A 12,340-nucleotide genomic window follows, 5' to 3' on the forward strand; every position below is an offset into this window, starting at 1 on the left:
TTTTATCCCAACATGAGGATAAGAACTTGATTCCATTGACATAAAGGACGGTGCTTGTTCAATCATCTACAGACCTTGCCTTAGCTGGGTAAGGGGGAGGCAGTTACACACCTCAAACGAATTACTAATCCGTAATGTTTCCGCACCAGCGAGTGATTCCTTCATTTATGGTTTGCATTGGATTCGGATCGGATAGAGGAATCGCCCAGGCAATATGTCCATCCGGCCGAATAAGCGCCGTGTGAACGTCGTTCCAATCCGCGTCAGCCTCAGCCAAAGAGGCATGTACAACTTGAAGATGGCTATACGTTTCCCATTGGCCGCTATTCTGTTCATTAGAATGGAAATGCAACAGAAGAAAAGTACCTTTGTGCAGGAGCGGATAGGAGTTCACCAATTGCCCGTCTTTCAGCTTTAAGCTGAGATCCTTGAACCGTTTCCCGTTTAAAGGATGGGGAGGCGCTTCGGCGTCGGGTGCATAATGTACATCCATTGCGGAAATTTGTGCAGCGATTTGATAATTAGCCTCCGGTATTTGAATCAGATCAGCCAGCATGCTTCGCAGTTCCGTGATGGGAGGAGTCACGTCCAGAAGCAGGGTTTGGACCTCGGTATTCCGGAGCAAGGCCGTATTCCATGGAAAACGTTCGGCATGATAACTATCCAATAACCAGTCCGGGGCCCAGCCTTTGATTGCTCCTGCAAGCTTCCAGCCTAAGTTCATCGCTTCTTGTAAGCCGACGTTCATTCCCTGTCCACCAGCGGGAAAATGAATGTGCGCCGAATCTCCCGCCAAGAACAATCGAACATTCCGATAGCGTCCCGCTTGCCGCGTAGCATTTCCGAAACGGGACATCCATTTCACATCGTTCAATCCCAAGTCGCTTCCGGTCGTACGGATGAGCGATGAACGAAACTCTTCCAATGTAACGGTCTCATCCTTAGAGATGTTACGTCTCTCCATATCGATCATCAAGACTCGATAGATATGATTATTGATTGGCATGATGCTGACCAATCCTTTTTCTGTAATCCGGGATATGACACTCATAGGAGCTAAATCAGATAGAACGGCATCGCCCAGAATAGCCGTGAAGGTCGCATCTGTACCTTCGAATGATATATTTGCATGTTTGCGAACCAAACTTCTAGCTCCATCCGTACCTACCACATAAGCTGATCTTAACGTTGTTTCTCCATGAGGTCCCGCGATCTTAACGTCAACCCCATCCTCATCCTGGTGCACAGATAGAGCCTCAATCTCTCTCCAGACCTCTGCGCCAAGGCTAAGCGCCCATTCCTCCAGCACCTTCTCCGTCTCACTCTGCGGTAAAAAGAGGGTGTGATTGGAAGAAGAATCCAACAGCGAGAAATCCAAAGGGGTTTCTAATCCGGCAAAATGTCCTCTCGAAAGTAAGCGGCCTTGACTGATTAATTGTGATTTCACTCCACGCATATCTAATATTTCAAGGGTTCGTGGATGTACGGTAAGCGCACGTGAATATGGAGTTGTCTCTTTTAATCGCTCAATAACGCAGACCTTTACACCGGCTAATGCCAATTCTCCAGCCAACATCATGCCGACAGGTCCGCCACCGATAAGGATGACTTCATATTTCATATAAATAACCTCTTTTCTTAAATATTATGGGAAGATCACGATAGCGTCTATTTCGATAAGCCATTCAGGATCGGCTAGTGCTTGAACGCCTATATAGGTTCTTGCTGTCTTCGGCCAGTTAGGGCCAAACACATGAAATCCGGCGTCAAAAATAATCGAAATCAGTTCCGGGTTGTGGTTTACCACAAAAATATTCATTTTTGCAATGTACAATGGATCCGCCCGCGCGGCTTCCAATGCATACTTAAGATTGGTAAACACTTGAATTGCTTGCGCGTAATAGTCCCCTGAACCGACCAATGCTCCCGTTTCATCTACAGAAACCTGACCTGAAATGAAGGCCAGTTTAGAGGCAGTAGTTACCACGACATGAGAAATTACAGATGTAACCTTATCCGTCAATGTCTTCGGATTCACGATTTCCATAGGCAGGTATGTTCCTCCTTCATTAAATATTGTTTCGTTAGAATCTTTTTTTATTGTTTGTTAAAAAGAGAGTGACAAAAGTTATATATAATTATTGTTTCATGAGAAACAATATTATTGTACTTGGTCACTCTTTATTCTGTCAACCCCAAGCTCAATATGAGTATGCCCGTTTGTTTCTCAGAGAACAATCTATGATATAATAAAACAAATAAGTCGAGGAGCCAGCATAATCATGGATACTGCCAGTAAGAACAAAACCGCCATTCATGAATTTTTCGTTCAGTTTCTTGAGCAAAAAGAGCAATATGAAACCCGAATAACTGCCACATACCTGGAGGATATCCGGAAGCATATTGAATCGGAATTCAGCTTGAATATGACGGAACTGCACACCATTGCGTGCATCGGAGAGCAGGAGCCGATCAATCTCACTTCCATCGCGGAGAGAATGAATTTAAGTAAAGGAAATATCTCCAAGATCGCAAATAAATTACTAAGGGCAGGTTGGGTGCGAAAAGCCCAGCTTAACGATAACAAAAAGGAAGTGTATTTTCGGCTAACGCCTGTCGGCAAAAAGCTATTTGCTGCTCATCATGAGCTTCACGCGAAGGAAAGGCAAAGAATGTACGGATTTTTGGAAAGATACAGCGAAAGCGAGCTTGAATTTATCAAACGGCTGTTTGGAGATATGGTTGACTTCTATCGCTAAACGTACCTCAACAAACCGTACATGAATACGCCGCCTTTTAGAAGGCAAGAAGCGATCCGGCCAAACGAGGCGGGAGATGGAGCCTCCGCCTTCAAAGGATCCCCGATCCGAATAGATGGGGGAATGGTACCGACAATCTTTTAATTTTTTGCGTGCTGATCAGAAAAAGAGAGTGAGCTCCCTCACAGGCATTGGGCCGGCGGGGGAGCTCGCTGTCTTTCTCTAGAGCTTTATTTGGATTCAATTCGACCAATTGAATGGGTCGTCTCGGACAAAGTCTGTTTCACTGCCGACCAGTTGGTCTGCTCAATATCGAGTACATGTCGAAGGTAAGCCCATGTAACCTTCTGGATCAGGGCAACTCGTTCTGGGTTTTCGTCTGTTGTTTCTTTAACCTCGTAACCAGCGATCCCTCCAAGTGAGTGTTCTGCACCAAAAAGGGTGAGCAGGCTCTCGGCTCCCGGGCTGAGGAAGTAAGGGTCGGTCATCCAATCCGGCCCGCGAACGGTCAGCTGATATTTGTTAGGAGTGTCGTCCTGATCCCCGACGACCACGAGGGTGGGCTTGGTCATGTGCTCGAAGCTCACGTTCAGATGCGGCATCTTCTCGGCCGCGAACGGTGTCAGGCTGTCCCCACCTTGCCCAGCGGTGGCGAATAGCACGCCTGCTTTGATGCGCGAGTCGGACAGGTCCTCTTCCTTCTTAGTCTCGGGGTTGAGGACTCGCAATCCTAACAGGTTGCCCGCCGTCTGGCCGCCGAAGGAGTGTCCAGCTGTGGCGATGCGGCTTCGGTCAAGGCGCCCGCTGAGGCCGGGAACGGCAGATTCCAGGAAATCAAGCTGATCAAGGATGCGTTTCATGTCTTCCACTCGGAAAGGCCATATCCGTGGTGTGCGGGGATCGTCCTGAGGGAGACCCAATGTCCTTGAGTCGAGATGGGTAGGTTGAATGACTACGAAGCCGTGTGCAGCCCAGAAGTCAACCAAGGGGCCGTAACCCTCCAACGATGAGCCAGAACCGTGTGAGAAAACAATAATAGGTAAGTTACGACCGGTCGTCGGCGCGCAGACTCTCACTTGCAGATTCTCGCCACGGCCTGGGGCTGAAAGCACTATCGGCTTCACCGAGACGACTGGAGAGGGTGCGGTAATCTTTAGTTCCATAATTAATGTTCCTGCCCTTCTTAAGATAGATTTTTGCCGGGAGTTTTCTCCCTGTCAGATCCCATAATAAAAGTTGGAGTCGAATCCAAGTCGAGGGGCGATAACAAAAAAGTTGATTAAGGATAAATGATGGAAATAAGTTTGACTTGGAGTATGCTCCAAGATGTATAATGCTCAAAACGGCAATTTAGGGAGGAGACATAATGGAAGAACAAACTTTTACGATCAAGCAAGTCGCCGAGCAAACCGGTATTTCCGAGGATACAATCCGCTATTACGAAAAGATCATGCTGCTGCCTCAGGCAGAACGGAAGGAAAACAGGCATCGCTTTTATCGAAAAGAGGACATTTATAGGATCAAGCAAATAACCTGCCTCAAAAAAACGGGAATGTCGCTCGAGGCTATGCGGCCATTTTTGGCTGCCTCAGTCGACTCCGATTCCGTTAATTATCCTGAACTGGTGGATCAATTAAGAAGTCAACGTGAACATATTATGATTCAAATTTCCTCGCTTCAGCAGATCGTTGATTTTATTGACATAAAGCTGAAAGAAGGTAGGCCCCAATAATTAAAGCTCGATGCGGGCTTTTTTATACACGAGTTGTAATCAATGTAGTTACAACTGTAGCGGTTACAACAAATCAAATATTGGAGGTAAAATGATGAAAATTTTAGTTGCAGGTGCAACATGAAAATTTGAACATTATTGTATCCGATACGATTTACGTCCAGGAGAAACCATCATCATCGTCACTAATAGCGGAATAAATGCGGTTCCGATTGAAGTTGCATTGGAGTGTAAGAAACGCGGTCTGCATGTGTCTGCCTTGACGAACCTTAAACAAATCGGAAGAGCGTTCCCGACATTCGAGCGGTATGCGACTTTTCGAGGTGGCGGATCCCTGCATAAGCTCTATTTCCTCCGTAACGTTAATCCCGGCGCTAAGTTCCACGATCCCCGGAATGTTCCTTTTAAAGTCATGTGCGCGCTTTATTGCACTTTCTTTTACTTCAATAGAAACATCGGGCTTGAATTTCAATAGCACGATATGCTCAAACATCTTACTCCCTCCAAGGTTTCTGTTTATTTTTGACTTTGGAGCTGCTTCAATTGGGAGAGCTCCTTCATCCATTTCACGAAATTGTCGGTTACAAGATCAAGGTACTGAATGGTAGGTTCATCGGTCAGCTCACCCTTCTCATCAAGCTTCTCATGAACAAGACCAATGTACATTTCATTTCCAGGCAACAGCGGTGAGGAAATACCGAATGCGAACAGAATGTCACGCAGATGGCCCTGCGCTTTGAACGATCCCAACAATCCCATGGAAGATCCGACGATCCATGAGGGCTTACCGATCATGACTCGATCCACGCGGGATAACCAGTCAATCGCGTTCGCCATGTCGCCGGGAATGGTCGAATTATATTCCGGAGTGATCCATAACACCGCGTCGGCAGCAGCGACTTTCGCCTTAAAATCGATAACCGGCTGCGGTGGAACGGACTCGATATCCTGATCGTAAAAGGGGAGATCCCGAATGTTCAGCACATCCAACTGAAAAAGATGCTGATAACGGTTTTGAATATAACGGGCTAACTTCAGGTTGTATGAATCTTTGCGAATGCTTCCGACTATGACGGCTACTTTCATTTTCATCACCTCAATGATAGGGTCTGAATGGAGTTGAACAGGTGGGGCCGATCATCACTGTCTATCCATTCTTGCTATTCCTCCTAAGGAGGACATAAACTAGTCTAAATGGACCCGAAGAGGCTAGGAAGAGATCTAGTTATCGTAGGATTGGGAATCCTACGTTCATGAATGGGTAGGAGGCATGGAGAACATGGCAAACAGATTCGACCGTTATGAGGAATAGTCCCGTTTTTTGCGTTCGCGCCGTGAACGAATAACCCCAGAGCAAGCAGGGTTGCCGGATTCCGGACGCAGACGAACACCCGGACTTCGCCGCAGCGAGGTAGCTCTGCTGGCAGACGTGGGATTGGATTGGTACACCTATTTGGAACAAGGGCGTCATATCAACGTATCCGCTGAGGTCCTTGATCGAATAGCGAAAGTGCTTCGGTTAGATGAATCGGAACGCAGGCATCTGTACCATCTGGCCCGTAAGCAATTTCCCTTAACCGGTACAAAGCAACACTCTAAGGTAACTCCGGAACTTCAACGTTTTTTGGATAGCCAGAACCTTTCCCCAACGAATGTCATGGATGCGCGCATGAACATCATTGCCTGGAATGAAGCCTACTGCGCATTGAATGGGAATCTCGCGGTTATGTCGGATCGGGAGAGGAATTTGGTCTGGATGACGTTTACTTCTCCCCGTTTCCGCTATGTAAAGGGCGACCAATGGGAACAGCATGCTCGGCGAATCGTTGCTAATTTCCATGCCGGGTATGCGCGTCACGTCGACGATCCTTGGTGGTCCGAGCATTTCGAGGCGCTTTCACAGGCTAGCAGGGAGTTTCGAGAATTTTGGGATTCCCACGAGGTTCTCGATGCTATTGATGCTCCTAAGACGCTGCATTGTCCGAATCTCGGGATCTTGAATTTTGATCTTGTTTCGTTTCATTACTTGAACGATTCTAATTTGACCGTTTCCATTCATGTTCCTCATCCAGATGGCACGGTGGATAAGATGCAGCAACTGTTAATTGATTATCAGAGCCAGCATGCAGAGCAGCTTGAATCTTCTCCAACAGTTTAGTATAAGAAGGCAACTCATAAATGGGTTAAACTTAACGGGTACAAGAACTCAATAAATACAACACGAGAGGTTACAGTGGATCGATCGGCGGCCTCGCTCTGCTTATGGGCAGGATAACTTGATCTAGTTGCTGTTGCCTCATTTTGAGGTGAGACATGAAGCAGCTTAGTATCCATTCGGTTTGAAAAAAAGTCGAGTCTGTGCTATTATCAGAAAAATCCAAATATAGCGAAGAAGAGAAGGCTATGCAATAGCGTTTATGTCCAGAGAGCAGAGGGATTGCTGGAACCTCCGTCGTAACGCATGTATAGTGTCGTCTCGGAGCTGTTGACCGAACGCGGAAGGCGTGATTGAACGCCCGCAAGTAGGATCAACCGGCCTGGCATCCGTTAACATGCTGCAGGTAAAGCATCAGCTTTACCTCATGAGACTGCAATTGCGAGGTTGCAGTAAACTTGGGTGGTACCGCGATTCCCCTTTCGTCCCAAGGCTTCTAGCAGCTGCTATGAGCCTTGGGAAGGAAGGGGTTATTTGTTTAATACCAGCAGGCGATGAAGAGAAAGCCAGCAAAGGCGCTTATGCCCAGAGAGCAGAGGAAACGCTGAAACCTTTGCCTTAACCCTTTGTATGGTGTCGTCCCGGAGCTGTTAACCGAAAGCGGCTGGACTCATTCCATGCCCGCAAGTAGACTTAACCGAAATGGTGCTCGTTAACGCACCGCAGGTAAGGCATCGGCCTTACCTCATGAGGCTGCATTCGCAAGGGTGGCAGCGAACTTGGGTGGTACCGCGAAAAAATCCCCTTTCGTCCCTGTATGAGCTTGACTGGATCGCTGTCAGTTTGCTCAGGAGGAGAGGGGATTTTATTTTGCAAAGGAGGCTGCCCAATGGAACAGCGATTAGGAATGACGAATGAAACAACGACGCCATCAGAGGAATATATCACCGGTTCGGAGGTGCTTTTGCGCGACTTGCTGCAGGAAGGCGTAGAGTGCGTATTCGGCTATCCGGGAGGTAATGTGCTCTATATTTACGACGCGATGGTACATCAGCCTGAATTCAAGCATATCTTGACCCGGCACGAACAAGGCGCGATTCACGCGGCGGACGGCTATGCTAGGTCGACGGGGAAGGTTGGGGTATGCATCGCGACATCCGGTCCAGGAGCAACAAATTTGGTGACCGGCATCGCAACCGCCTATATGGATTCGGTGCCGCTGGTAGTCATAACGGGGAACGTATCTACGACTGTCATGGGCATGGATGCTTTTCAGGAAGCGGACATTATTAGCATCACGATGCCGATTACGAAGCACAGCTACATGGTTCGCGATGTACAAGACCTTCCTCGCATCATCCATGAAGCGTTCTACATTGCAAATACGGGCCGCAAAGGCCCTGTCTTGATCGATATTCCAAAAGACGTGACCAACCAGCGGATGGCGTATCGTCCAGCGGACACGGTTCAGTTGCGCGGATACCATGGAGCCCCGGAACCGAATCCGGCAAAAATGGATGCGCTGCTTCAGGCGATTGCAGAAGCGCGCAAGCCGGTTATTATCGCGGGCGGCGGCGTTGTCTATGCGAACTCCTCGCAGGAGTTGATCAAATTCGTCCACACTACCCGGATTCCGGTCGCGACGACCCTGCTTGGCCTCGGCGGGTTTCCGAGCGATGACGATTTGTGGCTGGGCATGCTCGGACATCATGGCGTATATGCTGCGAACATGGCGGTGCAGAATGCGGATCTCATTATTTCGATCGGCTCGCGTTTCGATGATCGGGTCACGATGAGACTGGACGGATTTGCGCCTCAGGCCAAACGTATCGCCCATATCGATATCGATCCGGCGGAAATCGGCAAGAACGTCAAGACAGATCTCGCGTGCATCGGCGATATTAAAAACGTGCTGGCTTATGCGAACACGAAAGCGCAAGCAGCCCAGACGGTCACCTGGCTCGAGCAGCTTCAAGAGTATAAGGTGCAGCATCCGCTTCGGTATACCGATTCGGATACCGTCATTAAACCGCAATATGTGCTCGAAATGATTAGCGAGACGACGCAAGGTGATGCGATCATCACCACCGATGTAGGCCAGCACCAAATGTGGACCGCTCAGTTTTACCGCTTCAAGCATCCTCGCTCGCTCATCACGTCGGGCGGACTTGGCACGATGGGCTTTGGCTTTCCGGCAGCGATCGGCGCTCAAGTCGGAAATCCAGATCGTCTCGTCGTCTCGATCAACGGCGACGGGGGCATGCAGATGTGCGCGCAGGAGATGGCGATTTGCGCGATTCATCAGATTCCGGTCAAGATCGTGGTCTTGAACAACCAGGTGCTCGGCATGGTTAAGCAGCAGCAGGAATTGATGTACGAACGACGCTACAGCCAGATTGATCTTTCGGGCAGTCCGGACTTCGTCAAGCTTGCCGAAGCATACGGAGTCAAGGGATTAAGGGCAACGAACAAGGCTGAAGCCACCAAGGTCTGGCTTGAGGCGCTGCAGACGACAGGACCTGTGCTCGTCGAGTTCGTCATCCCAACCAATGAGAACGTGTACCCAATGGTGCTTGCCGGCACGCCGCTGGACAAAATGATTCTAGGGTACGGCGAATAATTGCGCTGAAGAGAGTCGTTACGCCTCCGGACCGCTCCCGCGGTGCTCAGGCATGGAACGCGGTGGGGTTTGGCTGGTCCAGCACCGAAACTGCGAAGTACTATGGGGTAAATCTTATTCTGTTGAAGATAAGTGCTAACTCATTAAGTTAACGGGGATGATAGCTCGGAAACATACGGCAGCCGGCAAGACGATCGGCTGCCGTTTCCGTTGAAGTGACAGGGAGGATAGCGAAGTAGCGATTCGTTCGGTAACTTGAGGGAAAACCTGGGGCGTGAAAGAGTTTGGACAGTTCAACTATAGTAATAGACCTCTGAAGGAAATACAAAGCGGACAAGAAATGGAAATAGCAAAGAGGGGAGGAGAACCCTCTTTTTTTTCATCGTTGTAAACTAGTGGGCATTTGCCCATTTTGCTTACCTGTAACTAGGCAGTTGCATAGGATAAAGGTCAATAAGAAAATCACTAGAAGGAGTATAAGTATGTACCCTAATTCAGGTTATCAGCATCCATGGCAGTATCCAATGCAATGCAATTGGTATAACAATTGGAATCCCCACTGGGAAGACGTCTAGCAATGTAGTCCACAACGGAATCGGATATGGACGCCTTCACTTATGAAATGGCTTGTAAAATACTAACGATTTTCCTTTCAATATTGGAATTGTTGTCGGGGGACAAGAACATGGTCCCTTTGAAAGTCGCTATTAGCGGCTTTTTTTGTTTTATCGGTACAAGTTCTTGTCCCGAACCAAGGACAAGAACTTGTACCGATTACCGATTAGAGAAGCATCTAACTATGTTTCCATGCAACTTCATTAAGCTAACGGGCAGTTTGCGTAATGGATGGTCATTATTATCAGGCAGATGGGGAATGTTACCTTTATAATAATGTGGAGGTATCAATCTGATATGAAGATGTTTTGTATGCTGCTTGTAGTGGGAATAGTTTGTTGCTATACTTCTCAAACACTTGACGCCACAGAGGGACCAGAAGTGTTTGATATTAAAAAAGGTGAGGTCGTACTTACCCTCCCCAATTCAAATTCTTTACAAAACCAAGTTAAAAACTGGTTGTCTTCATCTGTAAGCGGTATAGCAGGGGCATTAAGAATCGAACCAAGCGATGGCATAGCGATTAAGGTCCCGCTTACTCCTCCTTACATAGTTCAGAATAAATGGATAACGGGAACAGTTACGGAAGTCGTTATTTTTGTTGGGAAGATACAAGCTTATAATCCAACCATGCTGGTTTTTACTAAGGAAAAAAATGTTGTGGCTGTCAATATTCAAGGCGACACTTTAAAAACATTTCTTAAAGAAAACAATCTGTACAATTCAGAATTATATTTAGGTGACACTCCATTGCACTAACGGGACCCGTGCAATTTAACACAAAGAGAGCAAGATAAGCGATTGGCTGTTTTTTTATCGCAATTTAATCCAATTGGTCAATGAATATTTAACTAGGTTTAAGAAGTTAAAAGGATAAGGGGGAATGATGTGCCAAATGATTACGTATGGGGAATTTTCGTTGTTGCTGAAACAACTGCTTTACCAATAGGTTTATGCCACTCGTGAGTTAGCCGTGAATGAAATCAAGGGCTTGCCAAGAGACTACAATTATCAATTGCTTCGAATGCCTCTAAATCATAACTTCGCATATTACCACAAAAAGAGTGGTAAGTTGGTTGGGATGGATGCGGTTTATCATGAGCATTTTCATATCAAAGATGAAAGTGAAACCGATTGGTTGTTACGCTAACGGGATAGTTTACATTTTCAGATATAAAAAGGGTGAAGCCAGAGAAGAGAAGGAAATAATGGAGGGATACAAATGATAAACATAATTGAAGAGCTTAAGAAAATGTCCCAAAAAGAGGGTTTGAAAATAAAGACAATTTTCATCAGCTGCTGGAAAGATGTAAGGATATAACGTTGTCAAATGAAGATGTTGAATTTTTAATAGAACTATATTTTAAGGCTATAAATTTGTACATTCGCAACACAATATTGAAAGCGCTTGTGTTCTGTAAAAGATATTGATTTAAAGGAATTCTTCTTAAAAGCGTTTAAAAAAGAGCGCTACCTAGATATGAGATTGACTGCAATTCGAGGCTATGCAAAGTATGCGACTGAGAAAGAAGTAGAGAAACTGATGTCTATATTCGTAGAAATTCTGATGAAGCGTCCTGAAAGCACCCCTAATAACTTTCAAGAATATGAGCTGCTTCGTTCTGATTTTGGGCTGCCGTATTTAGTAAATCAATATGGATATGCATGTTTTATTCAGGCATATGAGCAGGAAGAAAAACAATATAATGCCATGCCAGATGCTTTCAAAGGACATTTTACTTTAAATGAAAGAGGGGATATTGTCCGACTTCGCTCAATAGGAGAAAGCAAGAAGACGCTTGATGAATAGGAGCAGAGGTAATTGAAGTTTGAAAGGAAGTGACACTAATGATAAAGCAACATCTGTTATTTAAATTCAACAGATTCTCAACAAATGAAGTTTTGACAGCATGGGAAAACGCAGATAAATCAAAAGATGTAATATTATTAGAATCCGCCAATTCGGATTGGTCAATAGAAGTAGACGGTATCCAAAATATCTCTGATCAAATGTTTGAACACTTTCTATCTAAAATTGATGTATTTGATAATGGAGTGCAGCTTTATTGTAAAGAGGTCTATGAAAACAGTAATTTTAAAATAGAAAATTTTATCGTGTCATTGCAGTGGATTTCATTACTTGAAAACTCTATTACAATGGAATATTGGGGAGATTATATGAACGTAGAGCTAAGATCCAACATAGAGTGTGACAATGGCATATGGAAGCAGAAAGACATCTATTATCAATAGTAGCAAGATGCTTATACATACATATCGGAGGACAAGAACATGATCCCATAGAAAGTCGCTAATTAGCGTCTTTTTTGTGAATTTTCATTATCACAACTTTTAGATGAAATAAAATTTCGAGAGGACGACAATGCAGCGCACTGCTGGTAGCGGTAGATTCATCTTGTTTTTTGCCGCCTTTGAGATTATGCTTTAATTAATTTTGC

The 12,340-nt window shown here is 46.0% G+C and carries 10 protein-coding genes and 3 pseudogenes; 8 read left to right on the plus strand and 5 right to left on the minus strand.

The annotated features are described in order from the left end of the window. Positions 1–124: 124 nt before the first annotated feature. Positions 125–1,621, minus strand: a complete 1,497-nt coding sequence (locus AB4124_RS17975; RefSeq protein ID WP_441973712.1) for a monooxygenase — start codon at positions 1,619–1,621, stop codon at positions 125–127. Positions 1,622–1,645: 24 nt separating this feature from the next. Then, the gene (locus AB4124_RS17980; protein ID WP_441973713.1) at positions 1,646–2,047 is read right to left on the minus strand and encodes a RidA family protein; all 402 of its coding nucleotides are present in this window, start codon (positions 2,045–2,047) and stop codon (positions 1,646–1,648) included. Between the two features lie 235 nt (positions 2,048–2,282). Between AB4124_RS17980 and AB4124_RS17985 the strand changes: the two genes are divergently transcribed. Both AB4124_RS17985 and AB4124_RS17990 read left to right on the plus strand, forming a co-directional pair. Continuing rightward, the gene (locus AB4124_RS17985) at positions 2,283–2,759 is read left to right on the plus strand and encodes a MarR family transcriptional regulator (protein WP_430107885.1); all 477 of its coding nucleotides are present in this window, start codon (positions 2,283–2,285) and stop codon (positions 2,757–2,759) included. 21 nt (positions 2,760–2,780) lie between these two features. Beyond that, a pseudogene (locus AB4124_RS17990) lies at positions 2,781–2,903 on the plus strand (SDR family NAD(P)-dependent oxidoreductase); the annotation flags it as partial. Between the two features lie 86 nt (positions 2,904–2,989). Here the strand turns inward: AB4124_RS17990 and AB4124_RS17995 are convergent. After that, on the minus strand, positions 2,990–3,922 hold the full coding sequence (locus AB4124_RS17995) for an alpha/beta hydrolase family protein (protein ID WP_441973714.1): 933 nt from the start codon (positions 3,920–3,922) through the stop codon (positions 2,990–2,992). Positions 3,923–4,122: 200 nt separating this feature from the next. On the opposite strand from AB4124_RS17995, the pseudogene AB4124_RS18000 reads away from it, so the two are divergent. After that, positions 4,123–4,482: pseudogene (locus AB4124_RS18000) on the plus strand (MerR family transcriptional regulator); the annotation flags it as partial. Between the two features lie 370 nt (positions 4,483–4,852). Here the strand turns inward: AB4124_RS18000 and AB4124_RS18005 are convergent. Both AB4124_RS18005 and AB4124_RS18010 read right to left on the minus strand, forming a co-directional pair. Further along, positions 4,853–5,056 (minus strand): annotated as a pseudogene (locus AB4124_RS18005) (Dabb family protein); the annotation flags it as partial. Next, a complete protein-coding gene (locus AB4124_RS18010; protein ID WP_441973715.1) occupies positions 5,008–5,577 on the minus strand; it encodes an NADPH-dependent FMN reductase in 570 nt (189 codons plus the stop codon). The gene AB4124_RS18010 and the pseudogene AB4124_RS18005, both read right to left, overlap by 49 nt. A gap of 235 nt (positions 5,578–5,812) precedes the next feature. Between AB4124_RS18010 and AB4124_RS18015 the strand changes: the two genes are divergently transcribed. The 5 genes from AB4124_RS18015 to AB4124_RS18035 all read left to right on the plus strand — a co-directional run bounded on the left by AB4124_RS18015 (position 5,813) and on the right by AB4124_RS18035 (position 12,134). Next, positions 5,813–6,649, plus strand: a complete 837-nt coding sequence (locus AB4124_RS18015; RefSeq protein WP_441973716.1) for a helix-turn-helix transcriptional regulator — start codon at positions 5,813–5,815, stop codon at positions 6,647–6,649. An 886-nt stretch (positions 6,650–7,535) separates the two neighbouring features. Then, on the plus strand, positions 7,536–9,266 hold the full coding sequence (gene ilvB / locus AB4124_RS18020) for a biosynthetic-type acetolactate synthase large subunit (protein WP_441973717.1): 1,731 nt from the start codon (positions 7,536–7,538) through the stop codon (positions 9,264–9,266). Between the two features lie 912 nt (positions 9,267–10,178). Next, the gene (locus AB4124_RS18025) at positions 10,179–10,640 is read left to right on the plus strand and encodes a hypothetical protein (RefSeq protein ID WP_441973718.1); all 462 of its coding nucleotides are present in this window, start codon (positions 10,179–10,181) and stop codon (positions 10,638–10,640) included. 721 nt (positions 10,641–11,361) lie between these two features. Beyond that, positions 11,362–11,691: a hypothetical protein gene (locus AB4124_RS18030; protein ID WP_441973719.1), complete on the plus strand. Its 330-nt coding sequence runs from the start codon at positions 11,362–11,364 to the stop codon at positions 11,689–11,691. Positions 11,692–11,729: 38 nt separating this feature from the next. Continuing rightward, positions 11,730–12,134: a hypothetical protein gene (locus AB4124_RS18035; RefSeq protein ID WP_441973720.1), complete on the plus strand. Its 405-nt coding sequence runs from the start codon at positions 11,730–11,732 to the stop codon at positions 12,132–12,134. Positions 12,135–12,340 lie beyond the last annotated feature (206 nt).

This window comes from Paenibacillus sp. 2KB_20, assembly GCF_052115765.1.
Taxonomy (GTDB): Bacteria; Bacillota; Bacilli; order Paenibacillales; family Paenibacillaceae; genus Paenibacillus_AQ.